This window comes from Bacillus sp. FSL M8-0025 (genome assembly GCF_037975475.1).
Lineage (GTDB): Bacteria > Bacillota > Bacilli > Bacillales > Bacillaceae > Bacillus > Bacillus subtilis.
Map to the genome: position 1 here is coordinate 2,792,768 of NZ_CP150258.1, position 21,304 is coordinate 2,814,071.

Genomic DNA, 21,304 nt, shown 5'->3' on the forward strand with positions numbered 1-21,304 from the left:
TATCAATTCTTTTTGGCGGCAGATGAAAATTGAAGATTTTTGATCGTTTTCAGCCGCTTCATGACATGGTTTTCTTTTCCGAAATAATGAACCAGCTCTTTATATTCAGCGTACAATTTTTCATAAACCGCGGCGTTTTCGGCATTTGGCGTATAAGTTATATCTTTCAGTTTTCCCATGTTCGCCGCTGCCTTTTTGATATCATCGTAGCCGCCTTTTTCTTTGCCTGCTGCAAGCGCGCCGAAAATGGCAGATCCTAAGGCTGGGGCTTGCGGTGAACCAGAGATTTTAATGTCCATGTTTGTCACATCCGCATAAATCTGCATGACAAACGGGTTTTTCTCAGCTATTCCGCCGGCTGCGAACAGTTCCTCAATCGGAACACCGCTTTCTTTGAATGTTTCGATAATCATCCGGGTTCCGTAAGCTGTCGCTTCAACTAACGCTCTATAAATCTCTTCAGGCTTCGTCAGCAGTGTCATGCCAAGCAGCATCCCTGTTAAATCTGCATCAACAAGAGTTGAACGGTTTCCATTCCACCAATCTAAAGCAAGCAAGCCGCTTTCACCAGGCGCTTGATGGTTTGCTTTCTCACTCAGCAGCTCATGAACGCCAATGTTTTTTTCCTTTGCTTCCTCTTGATAAGCTGGCGGGACACATGTTTTCACAAACCAGTCAAAATGATCGCCGACACAGGACTGCCCGGCTTCATATCCCGCATAGCCCGGGAGAATTCCGTTGTCCACAACGCCGCACATTCCTGGAACGATATGCACCTCTTCACCAAGTAGAACATGGCACGTCGAGGTTCCCATAATCATCAGCATTTTCCCTGGCTCTGTAATGCCGACCGCCGGTACCGAAACATGAGCGTCCACATTGGCAACCGCAACAGCCGTTCCCGGGAGAAGCCCTGTCAGCTTTGCCATTTTTTCAGTCAGACTGCCGGCTTTTTCTCCTACTGAATGAATAGAACCTGACAATTTGTCCTTTGTAATCGTTTTCATTGAAGGATTTAATTTCTCAAAGAAATCATCTGACGGATACCCCGCTTTTTCACTCCACATCGCTTTATACCCTGCGGTACAATTGCTTCGCTTGAGCGAGCCGCACAGCTGGTACACGATCCAGTCTGCAGCCTCGATGATCCGGTCAGCCGCTTCATAAATGTGAGGCGCTTCCTCGGCAATTTGCATGACCTTTGGAATCATCCATTCTGATGAAATTTTTCCTCCGTACCGCTGTAAAAAAGCCTCTCCTTCTTCTTCCGCGATTTGATTGAGCCGATCAGCATGTTTTTGGGCCGCATGATGCTTCCAGAGCTTCACATAGCTGTGCGGCTCCTCTTCATATTCAGGCAGCATGCATAACGGCTGCCCGCTGCTGTCAATAGGAAGGATCGTACATGCCGTGAAATCAATTCCAATCCCGATAATGTCTTTCGGGTCAACGCCCGTCTGTTCGAGTAAAGACGGAATGGTTGTTTCCAAGACTTCGAGGTAATCAGCAGGGTGCTGCAGCGCCCAGTCACGCGGCAGCTTTTGACCCGTTTTTGGAAGGACGGTATCAATGACAGCATGCCTGTATTCTTTTACAGCAGCCGCAAGTTCCTCCCCTGTTTGGACATGAACCAGCACTGCTCTTCCTGATAAAGTTCCAAAATCAACCCCTATTGTGTAAGCCATGTGACATCCCCCTTTACTTTTGAAGCCGGTAAAGCGCCTCGTTCCATTTTAACTCGTGTTTCAGTTTATGAATTGTCGTATCACGGGAAATGAGAACACTTTCGATTCCCGCCATTTCCGCCCAATCAAGCATTTGCTCCGCTGTCAGTTCATAAGACAGGCAGGTATGGTGTGCACCGCCGGCTAAAATCCATGCCTCCGCTGCTGTTTTCAATGACGGCTCCGGCTTCCAGAGAACACGGGCAACCGGTAAATTCGGCATGTCTTTTTCAATTTCCTGGCCGTTGACTTCATTCAGCACAAGGCGGAAACGCCCGCCAATATCAACAATGCTAGCTTGAATGGCAGAACCGCTGATGCCGTTAAATACCAAACGCGCAGGGTCCTCTTTGCCGCCAATCGAAAGCGAATGAACCTCGATTTTCGGCTGATCCAAAGCGACAGTCGGACACACTTCAAGCATGTGAGAGCCCAGAATCATTTCATTTCCCGGTTCAAAATGGTACGTGTAATCTTCCATGAAGGAAGTTCTTTTTCCTTTAGCCATGATTTTCATCATCCGTACAAGGGCCGCTGTCTTCCAATCTCCTTCACCGGCAAACCCATAGCCTTTCTCCATCAGGCGCTGAACGGCAAGTCCCGGCAGCTGTTTCATTCCGTGCAGCACTTCAAACGATGTCGTAAACGCTGTGTATCCGCCTTGCTCAAGAAAAGCGGTTAATCCAAGTTCAATTTTCGCCTGTTCTTTAATGGACGCTACCTTTGCTTCGTCACGTTTTGTTTCCTCACTGATCACATATAGTCTGTCATACTCGGCATAAAGCGTGTCAACCTCGTCGTCCGTAATGCGATCCATCACTTCAACGAGATCCCCGATGCCATATCCGTCAACCTGCCAGCCAAATTGAATATGCGCTCCCACCTTGTCTCCGTCCGTTACCGCGACATGACGCATGTTATCTCCAAATCTGGCAACCTTAATATGTCTGCTTTCATTTAATGCAGCCGCCGTATCCATCCACTGGGACATTTCTTTTTTCACTTCTTCATCATCCCAATAGCCGGCAATGACTTTTCGGCTAAGCCCCATTCTCGAGTTGATGTAACCGTACTCTCGATCGCCATGCGCGGATTGGTTGCTGTTCATAAAATCCATGTCAATCGTACCCCACGGGATATCGCGATTATATTGGGTATGCAAATGCATAAGCGGTTTTTGATAAGAGGAAAGGCCTTCTATCCACATTTTTGCAGGGGAAAATGTGTGCATCCATGTAATGATGCCAGCACATGTCTCACTGTACTCCGCTTCTCTTAACAGCTCTCTAATGGTTTCCGGTGAAGTGACGACGGGCTTATGAGTGATTTTATATCTGGAAGAAATCCCGCTGAGCCCCTCACAAATGCTTTTAGCATGCTGATCTACGAGTTCCAGCGTCTCTTCCCCGTATAGGTGCTGGCTTCCTGTCACAAACCAGAATTCATAATCCTTTGTCTGAAGCATGTAAACTGCCCCTTTCTCATAAAATAAAACGCTTTCAAATACAAAAGATACGTACTAATGATAGAAAATAAACCTATAAATAAATATTTGTACGAACAATTTTATTATAGTAATTGACTATTATACTGTCAATCTTTTCTTTTAAAAAAAGCCGGGGGCAGAGCCCGGCTTTTTGATTCAATCCGGACGGCCAGCCCGAGCTCCAATTCAAATCATTGATAAGAAGCTTTGGAATGCCGTTGTCATTGGCATCATAGGCATGGCGAACAAGAATGTTTCCGTTCACAATATCCTGGCCTCCAGGTCCTTTCCATTGGTCATTGCCCGAATCCAAAATGGTGCCTCCGCCTTCAAGCATGCTTTTTCCGCTTTTATCAAGATAAGGGCCTGTAATGTTTTTGGATCTTCCGTAAGCAATTTTGTACGTACTGTTTACCCCGTCACAGCATTTATCAAATGAGACCATTAAGTAGTAATAGCCATTTTGATACGTAAGAGTAGGAGCCTCAAGCGCCCCGCCATTATTCGGTCTGGCAGCAATCGAATAGAGCGAGCCTGTAGGCTTCATCGTACTCTTATCGAGCTTAGTCAGCTTAATGCCGCTCCAAAACGAGCCGAATGCAAGCCACGGGTTGCCATCCTTGTCGAATGTCAGCTCCGGATCAATGGCGTTATAATTATTTGAACTTGTCGAACGAATCACCAAGCCCTCGTCCTTCCAGCTCCCCGAACTGATGCTTGTTGAAGATGCCAGGCCAATGGCAGATGTATTGCTTCCAAAAGAAGAAACGGAATAATACAGCCAATACTTGCCGTTATAGTATTGGATGTCCGGCGCCCACTGGTTTTGACCATAATTCGGCACATAATTGGACCACCACGATAGCGGTGTACTGAAAATGGATTTTTGTACGGTCCAATTTTTAGCGTCTGAAGACTTCAAAACCCGCAGTCCCCGTTCTTCAGTAAGCCCTGTTCCGAGCGCATACCATGAGCTCCCCTCTTTAATCATAGTCGGGTCATGAAGCAGCTCATTGGATGCACCCCAAAACGCTGCCTCTGCGGGAGCAGCAGAAGTGAATATCAAACCTGCAGCCAGAGCTGCACTCGAAAAATGTAAGAAACGTTTCCATGTTTTTTTCTTTTTCAATTTTGTTTAACCTCCTTTATATTAGAAAGCGCTTACAAATTAGATTGTTTATCCTCCCTTCCTGTCAAATCGAGCTGCGTATCGTATATCGTCATGTTCAGGAAATTTTCGGTATCCCCTTTATTGTAGTCACTATGCTGTAATTTGTACAGACAAAAAAATAGAATCCGCCTCAATAGGCGGATTCTTCCGTATCTTTATTGGTACGTAATTTCGTCAACCGTTTTTCGGTCTAACTTCTTAATGACTTCTGTAATTAACTTTACCGCGTTTTCATAATCATCACGATGCAGCATGGCCGCGTGCGTATGAATGTAGCGGGTTGCAATGGTAATGGACAGCGCAGGAACGCCATTTGCCGTCAAATGGATGGCACCCGAATCAGTTCCGCCGCCGGCAATGGCATCAAATTGGTACGGAATGCCGGCTTCCTCTGCAGTTGCCACAACTGCATCACGCAAACCTTTGTGAGAGACCATGGATGCATCGTAAACGATAATCTGCGGGCCTTTGCCCATTTTGCTCTGCGCTTCCTTCTCGGAAATGCCAGGCGTGTCTCCTGCTATCCCTACATCAACACCAAACGCAATATCAGGCTGAATGGTGTGTGCAGCCGTTTTCGCTCCCCTCAGCCCAACTTCCTCCTGCACGGTTCCGACGCCATACACTATATTTGGATGGTCTGTGTTTTGTAAGTTTCTTAACACATCAATTGCAATCGCACAGCCGATGCGGTTGTCCCACGCCTTTGCGAGTAGGAATTTTTCATTGTTCATGACCGTAAATTCAAAATGCGGAACGATCATATCTCCCGGAAGTACCCCCCACTCCAAGGCTTCTTCCCGGCTTGAAGCTCCAATATCAATAAACATGTCTTTTATTTCCACTGATTTTTTTCTTGCTTCAGGAGACAAAATATGAGGCGGCTTAGATCCGATAACCCCAGTGATTTCTCCTTTTTTTGTGACAATGGTGACCCGCTGGGCAAGCATAACCTGAGCCCACCAGCCGCCAACGGTTTGAAAACGGATAAAGCCTTTATCTGTGATTTGTGTCACCATAAAGCCGACTTCATCCAAATGTCCGGCGATCATAATTTTCGGGCCGTTTTCTGCACCAGTTTTTTTGGCAATTAAACTGCCCAGGCGATCTGTTGTCACCTCATCAGCAAATGGTTCTATGTATGATTTCATCACTTGCCTTACTTCTCTTTCATTGCCCGGTATGCCTTTTGCATCTGTTAAATCTTTCAGCATGGTCAATGTTTCATCTAATTTTGCCATGTTCCAAACCCTCCTTCATCAGTCCTGCATTCTTATTATACAGAACATAGCGCTAACCATACGACTATTTCACTTGAAAATCGGGTATATGTTTTTACAGCTTTCTTTTAGAAAAAGTGAAACCTTTTTCTATGCTTTTCGTATTACATCAGATCATCACCATAAGGGAGGTGCCTTCACACAATGTTTGTCATGGTTCTAAGGATTATTTTGCTTGCACTTTTTGCTTATTGTATTTATGCCGTGGTCAAATATGTCGCGAATCCTAAGAGAAGGCTTAAGCTGGCCCAATCAAAAGAACATTTTTATATTATTGATGAACAAAACAATACCCGGAAGAATTTTCAGCTGACGTATAAAGGCGTGCTTTTTGAGGGAGAAAAGCATATTCCTTCCAAGGATCATCCGCTGTTTATTCACACGATCTTTGTCTGGACAGAATCTCCTGAGAAGCTGAAGCATTTCTCTGCAAAAGATTTTGAGAGCATTGAAGAAAAAGTGCTGGAACGATATCCAAATTGTAAGATTGACTGGGACCAGCCCATTAAACTCGCAAAAAAAGCAGAAGAGCGTTAAACGCTTTTCTGCTTTTTATAAATCAAACGGGCTGTAGTAAATAGCGATGAGAATCGCTTCAATTACCAGAAGAAGCGGTACTCCGTACTTAAAAGAAGCGTGTTTCGTTTTATGTCTGAAGGTTTGCATGCCAAGCCAGACACCGAGCGCTCCAAACACGATGGCTATCAGCCACAGCCGGTCTTCAGAAATTCTCCACTTGTGCTGCTGCGCTTTGCGTTTGTCAATGCCCATCACCCAAAAACCGCACAGATTAATCAACACCAAATAAGCAGCAATAATCATGTTGCCTCATCCTTTATATAGAAAAAGCCGCTCTGCTGGAGAGCGGCTCTATATGATTACTTGTTTAATTGAGCTTTAGCAGCATCAGCAAGCTGATTGAATGCAGTAAGATCGTTTACAGCAAGATCAGCAAGCATTTTACGGTTTACTTCGATACCAGAAAGCTTAAGACCGTGCATTAAACGGCTGTAAGAAAGGCCGTTCATGCGAGCAGCTGCGTTGATACGAGTGATCCAAAGTTTACGGAAATCACGTTTTTTCTGACGACGGTCACGGAAAGCATAGTTTCCAGATTTCATGACCTGCTGGTTAGCTACTTTGTATAATGTATGTTTTGAACCGAAATAACCTTTTGCTAATTTAAGAACCTTTTTACGACGCTTACGTGTAACAGTTCCGCCTTTTACTCTTGGCATTGAATTTCCCTCCTAATTGTTCCTTATCCGATTACTTGATGTTAGCAAGCATTTGTTTGATACGTTTGAAGTCTCCTGCGCTTACAACAGCACTCTTGCGAAGCTTACGCTTTTGCTTTTGAGATTTGTTGGCGAATAAGTGACTTGTGTACGCGTGAGAACGTTTTAACTTCCCAGAACCTGTCTTTTTAAAACGTTTAGCAGATCCGCGGTGAGTTTTCATTTTTGGCATGGGATTTCCTCCTTATTGCTTTTCGTTTTTCGGTGCGAGCATTAAGAACATGCTGCGGCCGTCCATTTTTGGTTTTGTTTCGACTGTCGCAACCTCAGCACATGCTTCGGAGAAACGGTCTAATACACGCTGACCGATTTCTTTATGAGTGATTGCGCGTCCTTTAAAGCGGATAGAAGCTTTCACTTTATCGCCTTTTTCAAGGAATTTAATCGCATTGCGCAATTTCGTGTTAAAGTCATGCTCATCGATTGTCGGACTTAACCGAACTTCTTTTAAGTTAATGATTTTTTGATTCTTGCGTGCTTCTTTTTCCTTTTTCTGCTGCTCAAATCGGAACTTACCGTAGTCCATGATTCGGCAGACAGGCGGTTTTGCATTCGCTGCAACTAACACAAGGTCAAGATTTGCGCGGCCGGCGATTTCAAGTGCTTCCTGACGGGACTTGATTCCAAGCTGGTCGCCATTTTGTCCGATTAAACGGACCTCACGTGCACGGATACCCTCATTAACCAATTGATCTTTGCTAATAATGAGCCACCTCCATAGTTTCTTCGAATTGATTCACAACTCATTTTGAATGCATTTTGCAGGCAAACAAAAAGTGTGGGCATTATAAAACACCCACACTACGAACATCTGTATCAATAAAAATGTACGGTCAACCTGCCAACTACATGCATGTGTCAATCAGGTGAGAAGCGGGTGCTTCTGCTTGTGATTTATATTCAATTCAATAACTATTCTACACAATACCGGATCTTTAGTCAAGGACGACTTATCCGGAACAACTTTTACATTGTAACATGGGTTTTCTATGAGCGCAAGAGAGAAAAAGAAAATCTTTCATCCCCACCCAGAATACAAAGAACCAACAATTCCCCCCTTATTTCGCAATTTACAACAAAACCACCGACAGGAAGAAATGTAAAACAAAGTTAATCTCTGACCGATATAAGAAGCAGAAGGGAGCCTGACACATGAACAAACTGATACAGCTTGCTTTATTTTTCACATTGATATTAACCGGTTGCTCGAATAGCAGCACATCTTCCGAATCAAAAGTCGAAACTGTTAAGACAACTGCAGCATTTCCTCAAAAGGGGCTGGAGAAAGAGCTAAAAAAACTAAAACCCGTTTCATTGGACATGAAGTTCGAGAGTCCACTTGCTACTGAGTTAGGAAAGCGGAAGGCAAAAGAAGAAGCTGAAAAGCAAAGACAAATCGCCGCAGAGAAAAAGCTTGAAAAAGAGCGGGAGGCGAAACGAAAGAAACAGCAGGAGGAAAAAGCAGAGAGACAGCGATTAGCAGAGCAGCAGGCGGCAGAGAATCAGCGATTAGCGGAAGCAAAAAGACAAGCTGAACTTGAAAGACAGCGGCAGGCAGCAATCCAAAAAGAGCAGAAAGCGAACGCTGAGAAAAAGCGGCAATCGCAGGCACAACGGCAGCAGACTGAGGCACCCTCATCTAATAGTCAAGATCCACCATCTTCCTCGAGTCAGACAGATAAAACCATTCAACAGCCAGCTTCAGAGCTTCCTGATGACGATGGTTATGGTTATGAAGAACGAAAAAAGTGGCATGACGATCAAGTAGAATGGGGCATTAAACAAGGGTATATCGATCCCGAAGACGCACCATAAAATAAAAAAAGCCAAGGCATTCAGCCTTGGCTTATCCTCCGATCAGCTGCACGAACACAGGGATGACCAGAACCGTTACCACTCCTACTACGACAACAGCAATACTTGCCATCGCAGCTTCAACTTCTCCCATCTCAATCCCGACCGCTACACCAAGTGCATGTCCGGATGTTCCAAGAGCCAATCCTTTAGAAATCGGATTTTTCACTTTAAACACCTTCAAGAACAATGCTCCAAGCGCATATACGATGACAGCGTTAAAGATGACCGCAAAGGCTGTGATGTCGCTGATGCCCCCGATGCCTTTTGATAAAGGAAGCGCAATTGCCGTTGTAGCCGCCTGCGGAAGCATGCTTTTCATTACGGCCGAATCGAGATGAATGCCTTTAGCGAGCAAATAAACAATCGTGACAGAGCAGATAGAGCCGGCAATAATGGAGGCCATGATTTGCCACCAGTACTTTTTAAGCTTATCTCTTTGTTTGTACAAAGGAATTGCAAATGCGATCGTTGCCGGTTCAAGGAAAAACTTAATGATCTCTCCCCCGTTATTATAATCCGCGTAGGAAAAACCGCCGATTTTTAAAAATGCGATCCCCAGTACCATGGCAACAAACAAAGGAGTGAAAAGGAAGAAGCCTTTCGTTTTCTTAAATAAAAAGGTGCCGATGCCGAATGCAGCAAGTGATACGACAATCCCAAAATAAGGACTCATTGTGCTTTCCATGTGAAGAACCTCCTGTTTCCCTTAATGGTGAACGAGTTCGTTATTGTTCTGCGGGCTTTGCACTGTTTTTGTTTTCATGTCCGCTGCGGTTTTGCGTTTTCCGCTCAGCGACAGAATCAGCTGAGAAAACAATCCCGTAGCCCCCAGCAAAATAATCGTTGCGAGCAGAATGACAAGAACAATTTGCAGGCCGTATTGCTGCATCACACCAAGCGAATTCATAACAGATATACCTGACGGAACAAATAAAAATCCGATCAGAGAGGTCAAAGACGTTCCGAGCGTCTCCACTTGTTCCAGTTTAATGACTTTCAAACATAATAGGAGAAATAATAAGACCAACCCTACAACCGATGCCGGGATAGGTATTGGGACAATAGCGGCAATCATATTTGAAACCAGCATAATGACGGCAAAAATAAATGCTTGTGTTAAAAACCCGTACACTTTTTTAGCACTCATTTTCTTCACCTCTTTCTCTTTGGTACCCCCATTATAAATAAGAATTCCCTGTTATAAAGCGCTTACAAGATAACATGCCGTATAGCGGGTCTGAGTTGCAGAATCAAATGGCTGAAATGCAAAAAGCCGCCCATCAAATATGGAGCAGCTTTTTCAATTCCTTCGCATATGTCCGGCTGACCGGTATTTTCGATCCGTCTTTCATGATCAAATTATACGTTGAATTAAACCATGGCTGAATTTCTTTAATATATTCGGTATTCACGACAAAGCTCCGATGGACGCGGATAAAATCAGAATCCGGCAGCTTTTTCTCAATCACAACGAGTGTATCGCTGACCGTATAAGAATGATCGAAGGTTTTTACATTGACATGACCATCTTCTGTTCCGGCATAGATAATGTCCTTCGTATCCACAATCACAATCGATTCCCCCACAGATAGCGCGAGCTTGTGCTGGCCGGCATGGCTGTTTTGCTCTGTTTCTACAATATCCCGATTGACTTTTTTATATTTTTTCAGCGTTTGCTGAATTCTTTCTTCATCGAATGGCTTGGTTAAATAATCAAGAGCATCCACCTCAAACGCTTTGAGTGCATACTGGTCATACGCTGTCGCAAACACAACAGCAGGAGGATGCTTCATTTTCTTCAATCGCTTTGCGATATCAAAACCGTTTTCTCCGGATAAATCAACGTCTAAAAACAGCAAATCAGGTTTTTGATCCATCATTTGGTCAAAAGCGGATTCGATATTTTCCGCTTCATTGATTTCCATTTCCTCATTGGTCCGCTTAAGCAAGTAAGCCAGTTCATCCCTTGCCAGCATCTCATCATCAACTATTAACACCCTGAGCATGTTCTTCTCCCTCTTTCATCTGTTGCATTGGCACTTGAAAGGAAACCTCTGTCCCTTTATGAACCTCACTGCTGATATGCAGTGCAGCCTGCTGTCCGAATAAACCGATCAGCCGCTGATTTAGGTTATAAAGCGCTGTACCGGTTCCCTCCTTAGACGGAAACGGTTTCTTCCCCAGTTCCGGCAAGACGTCCGGCGGAATTCCGCGTCCGTTATCCGCCACCTTCATATAGACGGATGCGTTATCAGATAAGACACAGACTGTAACCTTGCATATGTCTTGTTTTTTCGGAAACGCGTGCCGAAGCGCGTTCTCGACAAGCACCTGCAAAACAAACGGAGGGATTTCAATCTGCTCCAGTCTGCTGTCGATATTAAGCTCAATTTTATATTTCCCGGGAAAACGCGCCTGTTCTAATGACAAATAGGCGTTAAGATGGTTCAGCTCCTTTGAGAGCGGAATCAGCAGCTGTCTCGCTCCTTGAAGGTTTGAACGAAAATAAACACTGAGCTGCAATAGGAGCTTACGGGTTTTTTCAACATCTGTACGGCATAGCGCAGAAATCGTGTTGATCGCATTAAATAAAAAATGCGGATTCACCTGTGCTTGAAGCGCTTTAATTTCAGCATCCTTGAGAAGTTTGCTTTGCAGCTCTGCTTCCCCAAGCTCAAGCTGTGTCGAAAACAGCATGGCCAGCCCCTCGGCAAGTTCCTCCTCTACCTGACTCAGGCCTGCCGGGCTTTTAAAGTACATTTTCAAGGTGCCGATTGTATTGCCGTTCGATGTCAGCGGCAGAACAATTGCAGCGTGCAAAGGGCATTCAGCATGCGTGCATTCAATCTCTTCCTGCGAAATCGCCTTCATAATATGCCCTGTTTTAATCACCTTTTTGGACAGGCCGGTGATCAAACTTTTCGATGGGATGTGGTGATCCATTCCCGCACCGACATGCGCAAGGATCTTTTCTTTATCAGTGAGAGACACCGCATCTGTTCCTGTCAGCTTATGGATAATAGCCGCTACACTTTTACAGGAGTTTTCATTTAATCCTTGGCGAAAAAATGGAAGTGTCTGATCAGCAATCGTCAGCACTCGATGCGTTTCGAGAGCTCTTGCCTGTTCTTCCTTGCGAATGATCGCTTGAATAATAGACAGAAAAATAAAACTGCCTGTTCCATTGATGAGTATCATCGGAATTCCGATCATGCTGACAAGCTCCCAAGCGTCACTGAACGGCTTTGCCATCAGCAAAATAATGATCATTTGCAGTGACTCCATGCCGATTCCCACAAGAGCCGCGATGCGCGGTGTCGGCATTCGATATCGCTTCGTAAAATACCTGCCGATCAAGCCTGCAAGAACACCCGCTAAAATAGATGATACGGCACAGCTTAAGGCCGTGCTGCCACCGAGTGAAAAACGATGCAGGCCCGCAAGTATGCCGATCCCTGCCCCTACAAAAGGACCTCCGAGAAGGCCCCCGATTTCCACGCCCAAAATACGGGTATTCGCGATAGAGCCCGATGGATCTATCGTAAACACCCAGTCATTGTTTACAATCATATTCCTTTGAATTTCGATGCCTGTATAATTGCTGATGATGCTGAAAAGAGAAAAAATTGAAATTAAAATCGCTTTTCCTTTATAGCCGTCCTGATTCTGAAGAGCTTGTCTGAAAAGTTTCGTATGGGCGAGAATGAACCCTAATATAACAATAATCCCCACTCTCTCCAGCATCATAATCATTAAATGAATCATTCATGTCACCTGTTCTTTCGTTTTCATTCTAGCATGTTTTCGTTTTACGGCTGACCGTTTTTTTAAAATCGTCTGAAAACATATTTCACAAGGCTTTTATCTATTGTAAAATAAAACATGAGCCTTTTGGCAGAAAGATTTGAATCTGAAGCAGAGGAGAAGATCATGAAAGCCGTATTTTTTGATTTAGATGATACACTACTTTGGGACGAAAAAAGCGTCAGAACAACATTTGCAGAAACTTGCTTACAGGCGGAGAAAAAATATGGCCTTGACCCTGAGGAATTCGAAGCAGCTGTTCGCGAAGCGGCGAGAGAATTGTACATGTCATATGAGACGTATCCATATACAGTGATGATCGGCATTAACCCGTTTGAAGGACTGTGGTCCAATTTCTCAGAGCCAATCAGTGAAGGCTTTCAAAAGCTGAACAAGATTGTGCCGGAGTACAGAAGAAATGCATGGACAAACGGACTGAAAGCGCTTGGGATCGATGATCCTGCATATGGCGAATACTTGGGAGAGTTTTTTGCGGCAGAGCGCAGAAAACGCCCGTTTGTATATGATGAAACTTTTGCTGTACTCGATCAATTAAAAGGCAAGTATGAATTATTGCTTTTGACAAATGGCGATCCGAGTCTGCAAAAGGAGAAGCTTGCCGGCGTACCTGAGCTCGCTCCTTACTTCAATGAAATCGTCATCTCGGGCGCATTCGGCAAGGGCAAGCCGGATGTTTCAATTTTTGAACACTGCCTTAAGCTGATGAATATTGAAAAAGACGATGCCATCATGGTCGGCGATAATTTGAATACTGATATTTTAGGCGCTTCAAGAGCCGGAATCAAAACCGTTTGGATCAACCGGACGGATAAGAAAAACGAAACTGACGTAACGCCTGATTACATCATCAGCAGCCTTCATGATTTGTTTCCTATATTAGAGAAATAAAAAAGCATGATCTCTTCAACGAGATCATGCTTTTTATTTTATTTTTTCGCTTCAGCTACTGCCTTTTTCACAAACTCATCAAGTGAAATGGTTTCAGAGTTCTGTTCTCCGTATTTACGCACGTTTACCGCTCCGTTTTCTGCTTCTTGGTCACCGACCACCAGCATGTACGGGATTTTTTGCATTTGCGCTTCACGGATTTTGTAGCCGATTTTTTCATCGCGGCTGTCGACTTCAACACGCAGGCCTTCACGTTGCAGGCGTTCCTGCACTTTTTTCGCGTAGTCTAAATGCACAGCCGGAGAAACCGGGATGACTTGGAACTGAACCGGTGCAAGCCATGTCGGCAGCGCGCCTTTGTGTTCTTCGATTAAGAAGGCAACAAAGCGTTCCATTGTTGAAACGACACCTCTGTGAATGACAACCGGACGGTGCTGCTTGCCGTCCTCACCGATGTATGTCAGGTCGAAACGTTCCGGCAATAAGAAATCAAGCTGAACCGTAGACAGTGTTTCTTCTTTTCCGATCGCAGTTTTCACCTGAACATCAAGTTTAGGGCCGTAGAATGCCGCTTCCCCTTCTGCTTCGTAATAGTCGTGGCCGATTTCGTCCATTGCCTCTTTCAGCATGGATTGCGCTTTGTTCCACATTTCATCGTCATCAAAATATTTCTCTGTATCTTCCGGATCGCGGTAAGACAGACGGAATGTGTAATCACTTAAACCGAAGTCTTCATAAACATCCTGGATTAAACGGACTGTACGGATAAACTCATCCTTAATTTGATCCGGGCGCACAAAGATGTGTGCATCATTTAACGTCATTCCGCGTACCCGTTGAAGCCCTGACAGCGCACCTGACATTTCATAGCGGTGCATCGTTCCAAGCTCTGCAATACGAATCGGAAGCTCGCGGTAACTGTGAATGTCTTGTTTGTAAATCATCATATGGTGCGGACAGTTCATCGGACGCAATACAAGTGTTTCATTGTCCATTTCCATCGGAGGGAACATGCCTTCCTGATAATGATCCCAGTGTCCTGATGTTTCATACAGCTCTTTGCTGCCTAGCACAGGTGTGTATACGTGCTCATAGCCGAGGCTGATTTCTTTATCAACAATGTAGCGCTCGATGACGCGGCGGATTGTCGCGCCTTTTGGCAGCCAAAGCGGCAGGCCTTGTCCGACTTTTTGAGAGTTCGCAAACAGCTTTAATTCTTTGCCGAGCTTTCTGTGGTCGCGTTCTTTCGCTTCTTCTAGCATACGAAGATGCTCTTCAAGATCAGCTTTTTTGAAGAAAGCTGTGCCATATACGCGCTGAAGCATTTGGTTTTTGCTGTCACCGCGCCAGTATGCGCCTGCAAGGCTTAACAGCTTAAATTCTTTGATTTTTCCGGTTGAAGGAACGTGGACGCCGCGGCACAGGTCAAAGAATTCGCCTTGCTCATAGATCGAAACGGTTTCTCCTTCAGGAATCGCATCCAATAGTTCAAGCTTCAGGTCGTCGCCGATTTCCGCAAAACGGGCTTTCGCTTCTTCACGGCTGACTTCTTTTCGAACGATCGGAAGGTTCGCATTAACGATTTTTTTCATTTCTTTCTCGATTTTCGGCAGATCCTCCGGTGTAATCGCTTCGTCCATTTCTACATCGTAGTAAAACCCGTTTTCGATAACCGGACCGACGCCGAATTTAACATCTTTGTAGATGCGTTTAATCGCTTGAGCCAGCAAGTGAGCCGTACTGTGGCGCATAATTTGAAGACCTTCTTCTGAGCCTTCTGTAATGATTTCCACTGTACCGTCTTCATTGATCGGCGTTCTCAAATCGATTTCTTCTCCGTTCAGTTTTCCGGCTAATGACTTTTTCTTTAATCCCGGACTGATGGATGCCGCGATATCTTCTGTTGTTGTTCCTTTCGCAAACTCCTTGACTGCTCCATCAGGAAATGTGATTTTTACCATATCTGACATCTTTGTCACTCCTTTTTTTGCATATAAAAACCCCGCCCCTATGAAAGGGACGAGGTTGAATAAACGGAATCGTGGTTCCACCCTTTTTTCCGCAAAGCCAATACGGCACCTGCGGCTCTAAGCTCTGTAACGGGAGTTCCCGTCAGCCATTACTGTTCCTTTTCAAGAGGTTCACAGCTGAAGTTCAAAGGCGGTAAAGCGAATGGTCCTTAGCTGGGAAGCTTGCAGCCAGGGCTTCCCTCTCTTTGAGCCGGTATCATTCCTTCGTGTCCTTATCAATACGTGTGTCTTTCTTAATCTCCTATGTATTATAAATTGTTCAATCCAAAAAATCAACACGATCGCGTTTCCTTTTTTAAACCGACAGCCTTATATAGAGAGGCTGCCGGCCCTCATCCTTCCGAGTGCTTCACCGGTATTTCTGCATCTGTAAAAGCATGCAGCGGGAGCATTTCCACTCTCTCTTGAAATACGTTTTGAATGGTCCTTGCCATCATGTGCTCGGGCTGGTCGGTATAAAGCACGACTTCATCAGGCGCAATGGAAATCAGCGGCGCGAGCAAATGAGAATCAATATACATAGGATGATCCCGGACAAATCTTCTGTCTATGTATTTCATTTTTTCCCGTTCCGGCACATAGCGCAGCTCCCATAATGTAAAGGAACCATCATGGACAATATGCACTTTTTTGATTCGCGGCTGTTTGGCGTTTACATAGTCTCTGAGTGTTTGAATAAAGTTTTGATATTCCTGTTCCATCTTATATTCATCAATCGCTGCTTCTGTAATATCTCTCAGCTGCTTATAGTATGATCCAAGTCGGAAGGTCTGAAAGGAGCGAATATAAAATACTCCTTCCTCTAAACAGATCGTTTGGAGTTCATCCAAAATAGATTGTTTCCGTGAAAGCTTCAGCGGCTCAAACGGAAGATCGTCTGCTTCACCTTCAATAATACTGTGTGCGAGCTGAAGGATTTGCTGCTGTTCATCCTGGTCCGTGAAACAATACGTTTCCTCAATCAATGACAGCATATGCTCGTCTTCTTTGCATTCCAAAAAAAATTTGACCAGAATCGGCTCCATAAAACGCTGAATAGGAAAAGCCGGATTCGCTTTTTCAATCCCGATTTTTCGTATGCCTTCACGGACAATGATATTGTTCCGATCGTCCGAATGCTGAATGAGATGTAAAAAAGCGGCTGCATCATGGTCATCTTCAAAGATTATTTCAAGCATGTTTGTCCCCCCTTACGGCATCTGTTACAAGTATATGGGGGATGTTTTTAAAATAGACGTAAAGGTCATTGGCAAATCTTAATTTGATTCTTGGAACAAGTTTTGCATTTTCTTTCTGAAGATGAACGGCAATGAGATAAACACGATATACAAAGCGAGCACCATAAAGAAAGCGGGCAGATTGCCAGCCAAAAAGCTCGCACCCAGCACATTAAGCGCAATCGTCCCAGGGATGATTCCCACAGCCGTTGCGGCAAAATACGGCAGCGCTTTGACATTGGAAAGGCCTGCCGCATAGCTGACGAAATCAAAATTGATCGGCAGGATTCTCATAAGAAAGATATAGAAAAATCCGTTATCTTCCATTTGCTTCTGTATGGCTTCAAGCCTTTCGTAATGCCCGTTCTTTTTCGCCGCAAACAAACCGGCCGCAAAAAACGAAACAGCTGAAGCGCACATCGAACCGAATAACGTATAAAACGTGCCGAGAAGCGGGCCAAACGCAAGTCCGCCAGCTATTGAAATAACAGACACCGGAAATAAAACAAGTGGCCTGACGATGGATATCCCGATAAACATCAGAGGTGCAAAGACTCCGAACGACAATACCCATACCCTGATTTCTTTCGGCGATACATTCAAATACGTTTTATTTCCCCAATAGAGTAAACCAGCACCTGCAAGCACTGCCAGCCATTTGACAGCCGTTTTTCGTTTCATACCCTCAGTTCCTTCCCCTTTGAACCACAGCAATTATGGATGTCGGCGGTTTTCTCCGTCAAGGCGGATCGGAGCAGCCAAATATAATATCCGCTCCATTAATCTTGCCGCTTTTACTTCTTCTTTTTCTCCCCTCTGCGAATACGTAAAATGATGCTTCAGCTCGTCAGGTGAGAAATTAGAAGAAAAGAACGTTGGCAGCTGCTGGGACATTCTGTGCTGAAGCACCGTTCCGATGACTTCATCCCTTACCCAGCTTGTCATTGATTCTGCTCCGATGTCATCAAGCATCAATACGGGTGTGGTCTTTACCATATTGAGCTTCTCTTCCAATGTCTGGTCTTGCAGCGAATTCTTAAGTTCTCTCACAAATTCAGGCACATAGACAATCATGGAAGAATACTCTTTTTCCGCCAGCTCATTGGCAATCGCAGCGAGCATAAACGTTTTTCCTACCCCGAATTTCCCGTATAAATATAATCCTTTCCCTTTTCCCGTCTCATTATAGCTTTTCAGAAAGTCTGTAACATGCTGAAACATCGCGAGCCTGCTTGGGTCACTGATATCAACTTGCTGGAACGTCGCTCCGAGAAGATCCTGCTGGATATACATGCTTCTCATAAGAGACTTTTGTTTCTTCTGCTGGTCGAGCTTCCGTTTGACTGGACATTCATAATACTCGATATCAATAGACCGCCCATTGACAACAAGCTTCGGATGGTAGCCCTCCAACAAATTGTTGCAGTTTTCATCTTCCGAACAATAGGAGCAATTCTTGCTTTGTTCGATATATTCATAAAGCTTATTTAAGCTCTTTTCGATCATTTTTTGGTCAATCACTTCTTCGTTTTCCTTCAAAAATGCTTGAACATCTTGATCTTTCATGACTTTTTCCTTCATTTGTTCAAGACGTTTTTGGAAATCCGGCCTGCCGGTTACGCCCTGCAGGGAACGGCCGATTGGTTCCATCTATTCCTTCACCCCGCATCTCTGTCTTTAATAGGCAGAGTATTTTTTCAGTTTTTGCATTTCTTCCATCATCTTTTTCTTCTGTTCTTCCAAATCCTGCGGATGCAGCTTCTGCTGTCCGGATTCTGAATCGGACGCTGTTTCCTTTTCTGTCATCCAATCAGGAAGCTTTTCTTCACGAATCACTTTTTGGTTTCGTTTCGAAGACTTTGTTTTTCCCTCAGCCCATTCAAGATACTGGCGGTTTTCTTCTATTGCGAGCTTCATCGCTTCCCTGACCGTTTTCACCTTTTTGCGTGCCCAATGCGAAGCGATTTTTTGGATATAGTTTTTCGACAGCTTCATGTCGGTTTTCAGCATGACATAATAAATTAACACATTTGTGACGCCTGGCTCGAGCTTCTGTTCGAACATAATTTCTTCTATGATCTTCAGATCAGCTTTTGACGGCTCTGTTCCGTCAGCAATGTCCTGCAGAAGCTTCTTCGGGGAAATCGCCTCCAGCAATGCGATCAGCTTCCCATCCAGAGAATCCTCTTCTGCCGGTTGTTCGCCTTCACGCAGATGCATCGGCTGTGTTTTTTCCACCAAATCGGGCAGCTGTCCGTTTCTTTCAATTTGATACCAGTCGCTCGCCGCTTTTCTTAATGCCTCCGTCGTAATGACGTCACGCTCATCAATTGCGCTCATCACAACGTTTTGCATTTGCAAAGGGTCAATTCCGTACAGATAAGAAAGCTTTTTGATTGTGTCCCGTACCTGCTGGGTCATCGCTTTTCTCGGTATCATCGTCTCAGAAAGTCCCGCTAAAAACAAATCAAAATCAAACACATCCTCCGTTATGGTGTAGGACGGAGACTGTCCGACAGAAGTATACTCGGACCCCTCGGCAAGCCTTACCGTTTCCTCCATATCGGATGTGAGCTTCCATTCACTCGGCTGCAGCGATTCAAACGCATGATTAAACGGACGCGTAATGTCCTTCGCATCTTCTGAAATGGCCGGGTGCGTAAAAAATTGTTTTAATTGCTGATATTTCGTTTTTCCGACCCTATTATACAGAAAAACATTCAGCATTCCGTCTTCAAAAAATTCATTTGGTCTGAGCGGCGGAAGGAGTTCATATATAAAGAGGCGCTCCTGCCGCTCGGATTCTTTCATATATACTTTCAGCAATCCGATGCCCTCGAGCTTCCCCTGTTCCTGATGGATCGTTTTTAAGTTGGACTGTGTCATCCCCATCAGCTGTCTATGTGTGGACTCTCCGCCCCACAGACGGTTTTGTTCAAGCTCTCCCCACAATGTCATATAAAGAGAGAATGCAACAGGGCCGATTAAGGGCTGGTACAGTTGTGTAATAATTTGTCTGTCAATATCCTGCAGCACCGATCTGCTTTTAACCACATACGGGTCTACAGGCAGTACATCTTTCCAATAGTCAGCCATACATTCTCAAACCTTCCGAATTTGTTTCTACCTTTCATTTTACACCGTTTCTTATATCTATCAAATGCCAATTTTGCACATGAGAAAAGAGCTAGAAGAATCCTCTTAGCTCTTTTAACGCTCTTTCTTTATTAAGTCTTTTAATTCATCGATAAAGACGTTTATATCTTTAAACTGCCGATAGACGGACGCGAACCGCACATATGCGACTTCGTCAATCTTAGCCAGCCGGTCCATGACCATTTCTCCGACGAGCTCACTCTTCACCTCGGAGCAGCCTTGATTGCGAAGCTCTTTTTCAATATCAAAGCACATGTCTTCAAGCGTTTTGAGTGAAACAGGCCTTTTTTCACATGCTTTTATGAGCCCGCGCAGCATTTTTTCTCTGCTGAATTCCTCACGAACACCTTCTTTTTTCACGACGATGAGCGGGGTTTCCTCCACTTTCTCAAAGGTCGTAAACCGGTAGTGGCAGGATTCGCACTCGCGTCTTCGGCGAATCGACTTTCCGTCATCCACAGGCCGTGAATCAAGGACTCGTGTTCCGTTATGCTGGCATGAAGGACATTTCAATAAAATCAGCTCCCAACTATATCGTTCCCTGCAATGTATTTTCGGCAGCCTCCGCCTTTTAAAAATAGATGTGACAGCATCTGTCGGGAGAGCCGGTGTTAAATTTGTTTCTTTAGCATTAGGTTGTTTGTGAAAATCTCCTTCTTATTTTACAAAAAAAATGAAAAAAGAAAAAGCTGACACTCTCGTTTCTTTATAAAAATAAAAGGAGCATAAGCTAAAAAGCGCATAATGGCTTTCTAGCTTCAGCTCCCTTTGTGTTCGCAATTTACTTTATAGTACTTTCGCTTGCGCCTGTTTAATTTGCACAGGCCCCATTCCTCTTGGTATTTCAATGTTTTCTCTTGTATCAGCATGTAATGCCTCTGCAATGTAATCAGCAGCGACATTAGGATCTAAGTCTCCACAAGTATAAACATCAATGCTCGCATATCCGTGCTCAGGAAAACTGTGAATCGTTAAGTGTGATTCAGAAATAATCACAACTCCGCTTACGCCTTGCGGTGCAAATTTGTGAAATGCAACCTCGCGCACCTCAGCACCTGATTTTAGAGCAGCATTTACAAACGTTTTTTCAATAAAATCCATGTCATTCAGCTTATCAAAATCGCATCCCCATAGCTCGGAGATAACGTGACGCCCCATTGTTTCCATAGTCATGGACCCCCCTTAACAAGAATTAAAAAGTGAAATTCCAACAACTGGGTCGGCCATTTACCACGGGGGAAAGTTAGTCCGGAGAGGTCCTAACCCTTTAAGTAATTCCGAAACAGTCTCAAGCAAGAAGTTCACGAAAAATAGTATACTGTGTTTAAGTCTAATTTGCAAGGTGCGTTTTTTCAGAAATATGTTGTTAAGG

At 44.5% G+C, this 21,304-nt stretch carries 21 protein-coding genes, 1 pseudogene and 1 other annotated feature; of the genes and pseudogenes, 3 read left to right on the forward strand and 19 right to left on the reverse strand.

Annotated features, from left to right (window positions below):
- Window positions 1-2: 2 nt before the first annotated feature.
- The 4 genes and pseudogenes from araB to MKX38_RS14530 form a co-directional block, all read right to left on the reverse strand.
- Entirely contained in the window at window positions 3-1,685 is a 1,683-nt protein-coding gene (araB, locus tag MKX38_RS14515) for a ribulokinase (RefSeq protein WP_003229500.1), read from the reverse strand.
- A 13-nt stretch (window positions 1,686-1,698) separates the two neighbouring features.
- Window positions 1,699-3,189 (reverse strand): L-arabinose isomerase, encoded by a 1,491-nt coding sequence (araA, locus tag MKX38_RS14520; protein ID WP_003229499.1) that lies wholly within the window; start codon window positions 3,187-3,189, stop codon window positions 1,699-1,701.
- A 184-nt stretch (window positions 3,190-3,373) separates the two neighbouring features.
- Window positions 3,374-4,339, reverse strand: a pseudogene (gene abnA, locus MKX38_RS14525) (arabinan endo-1,5-alpha-L-arabinosidase AbnA); the annotation flags it as partial.
- A 197-nt stretch (window positions 4,340-4,536) separates the two neighbouring features.
- Window positions 4,537-5,622: a M42 family metallopeptidase gene (locus MKX38_RS14530; protein WP_003229495.1), complete on the reverse strand. Its 1,086-nt coding sequence runs from the start codon at window positions 5,620-5,622 to the stop codon at window positions 4,537-4,539.
- 183 nt (window positions 5,623-5,805) lie between these two features.
- On the opposite strand from MKX38_RS14530, the gene ysdB reads away from it, so the two are divergent.
- Window positions 5,806-6,198: a sigma W pathway protein YsdB gene (ysdB, locus tag MKX38_RS14535; RefSeq protein WP_029318219.1), complete on the forward strand. Its 393-nt coding sequence runs from the start codon at window positions 5,806-5,808 to the stop codon at window positions 6,196-6,198.
- Window positions 6,199-6,213: 15 nt separating this feature from the next.
- Here the strand turns inward: ysdB and MKX38_RS14540 are convergent, their stop codons facing one another.
- The 4 genes from MKX38_RS14540 to infC are packed head-to-tail and all read right to left on the reverse strand — an operon-like array spanning window position 6,214 to window position 7,665.
- Window positions 6,214-6,483, reverse strand: coding sequence for a DUF1294 domain-containing protein (locus tag MKX38_RS14540; RefSeq protein WP_003229490.1), 270 nt, complete (start codon window positions 6,481-6,483; stop codon window positions 6,214-6,216).
- 56 nt (window positions 6,484-6,539) lie between these two features.
- Complete coding sequence (gene rplT / locus MKX38_RS14545) at window positions 6,540-6,899, reverse strand: 50S ribosomal protein L20 (protein ID WP_003222420.1); 360 nt, start codon at window positions 6,897-6,899, stop codon at window positions 6,540-6,542.
- A 31-nt stretch (window positions 6,900-6,930) separates the two neighbouring features.
- Complete coding sequence (gene rpmI / locus MKX38_RS14550) at window positions 6,931-7,131, reverse strand: 50S ribosomal protein L35 (protein WP_003222418.1); 201 nt, start codon at window positions 7,129-7,131, stop codon at window positions 6,931-6,933.
- A gap of 12 nt (window positions 7,132-7,143) precedes the next feature.
- Entirely contained in the window at window positions 7,144-7,665 is a 522-nt protein-coding gene (gene infC / locus MKX38_RS14555) for a translation initiation factor IF-3 (protein ID WP_010886591.1), read from the reverse strand.
- A gap of 58 nt (window positions 7,666-7,723) precedes the next feature.
- Window positions 7,724-7,854 (reverse strand) — a sequence feature (ribosomal protein L20 leader region).
- A gap of 257 nt (window positions 7,855-8,111) precedes the next feature.
- Between infC and MKX38_RS14560 the strand changes: the two genes are divergently transcribed.
- Window positions 8,112-8,774 carry a hypothetical protein gene (locus tag MKX38_RS14560; RefSeq protein WP_042975003.1) on the forward strand — a complete coding sequence of 221 codons (663 nt, stop codon included), beginning with the start codon at window positions 8,112-8,114 and terminating at the stop codon, window positions 8,772-8,774.
- Between the two features lie 31 nt (window positions 8,775-8,805).
- Here MKX38_RS14560 and lrgB read toward each other — a convergent pair whose 3' ends face one another.
- From lrgB to lytS, 4 genes are all read right to left on the reverse strand, one after another.
- Window positions 8,806-9,501, reverse strand: coding sequence for an antiholin-like protein LrgB (lrgB, locus tag MKX38_RS14565; RefSeq protein ID WP_003229482.1), 696 nt, complete (start codon window positions 9,499-9,501; stop codon window positions 8,806-8,808).
- A 21-nt stretch (window positions 9,502-9,522) separates the two neighbouring features.
- Window positions 9,523-9,963: an antiholin-like murein hydrolase modulator LrgA gene (gene lrgA, locus MKX38_RS14570; protein ID WP_014477620.1), complete on the reverse strand. Its 441-nt coding sequence runs from the start codon at window positions 9,961-9,963 to the stop codon at window positions 9,523-9,525.
- A 133-nt stretch (window positions 9,964-10,096) separates the two neighbouring features.
- Window positions 10,097-10,822, reverse strand: coding sequence for a two-component system response regulator LytT (lytT, locus tag MKX38_RS14575; RefSeq protein ID WP_015251493.1), 726 nt, complete (start codon window positions 10,820-10,822; stop codon window positions 10,097-10,099).
- Entirely contained in the window at window positions 10,800-12,581 is a 1,782-nt protein-coding gene (lytS, locus tag MKX38_RS14580) for a two-component system sensor histidine kinase LytS (protein ID WP_015251492.1), read from the reverse strand. The genes lytT and lytS overlap by 23 nt, the downstream gene beginning before the upstream one ends.
- Window positions 12,582-12,746: 165 nt before the next feature.
- On the opposite strand from lytS, the gene MKX38_RS14585 reads away from it, so the two are divergent.
- Window positions 12,747-13,529, forward strand: a complete 783-nt coding sequence (locus MKX38_RS14585) for an HAD family hydrolase (RefSeq protein WP_032726370.1) — start codon at window positions 12,747-12,749, stop codon at window positions 13,527-13,529.
- 38 nt (window positions 13,530-13,567) lie between these two features.
- Here the strand turns inward: MKX38_RS14585 and thrS are convergent, their stop codons facing one another.
- The 7 genes from thrS to speD form a co-directional block, all read right to left on the reverse strand.
- On the reverse strand, window positions 13,568-15,499 hold the full coding sequence (thrS, locus tag MKX38_RS14590; RefSeq protein WP_213385735.1) for a threonine--tRNA ligase: 1,932 nt from the start codon (window positions 15,497-15,499) through the stop codon (window positions 13,568-13,570).
- A gap of 392 nt (window positions 15,500-15,891) precedes the next feature.
- On the reverse strand, window positions 15,892-16,737 hold the full coding sequence (gene ytxC / locus MKX38_RS14595; RefSeq protein WP_021480288.1) for a putative sporulation protein YtxC: 846 nt from the start codon (window positions 16,735-16,737) through the stop codon (window positions 15,892-15,894).
- A 78-nt stretch (window positions 16,738-16,815) separates the two neighbouring features.
- Window positions 16,816-17,457 (reverse strand): TVP38/TMEM64 family protein, encoded by a 642-nt coding sequence (locus MKX38_RS14600; RefSeq protein ID WP_339187564.1) that lies wholly within the window; start codon window positions 17,455-17,457, stop codon window positions 16,816-16,818.
- A 33-nt stretch (window positions 17,458-17,490) separates the two neighbouring features.
- Window positions 17,491-18,426 (reverse strand): primosomal protein DnaI, encoded by a 936-nt coding sequence (gene dnaI, locus MKX38_RS14605; RefSeq protein ID WP_024573514.1) that lies wholly within the window; start codon window positions 18,424-18,426, stop codon window positions 17,491-17,493.
- Between the two features lie 27 nt (window positions 18,427-18,453).
- On the reverse strand, window positions 18,454-19,872 hold the full coding sequence (gene dnaB, locus MKX38_RS14610; protein WP_339187567.1) for a replication initiation membrane attachment protein DnaB: 1,419 nt from the start codon (window positions 19,870-19,872) through the stop codon (window positions 18,454-18,456).
- A gap of 114 nt (window positions 19,873-19,986) precedes the next feature.
- Window positions 19,987-20,445 carry a transcriptional regulator NrdR gene (gene nrdR / locus MKX38_RS14615; RefSeq protein ID WP_003223586.1) on the reverse strand — a complete coding sequence of 153 codons (459 nt, stop codon included), beginning with the start codon at window positions 20,443-20,445 and terminating at the stop codon, window positions 19,987-19,989.
- A 273-nt stretch (window positions 20,446-20,718) separates the two neighbouring features.
- A complete protein-coding gene (gene speD, locus MKX38_RS14620) occupies window positions 20,719-21,099 on the reverse strand; it encodes an adenosylmethionine decarboxylase (protein WP_003223584.1) in 381 nt (126 codons plus the stop codon).
- Window positions 21,100-21,304 lie beyond the last annotated feature (205 nt).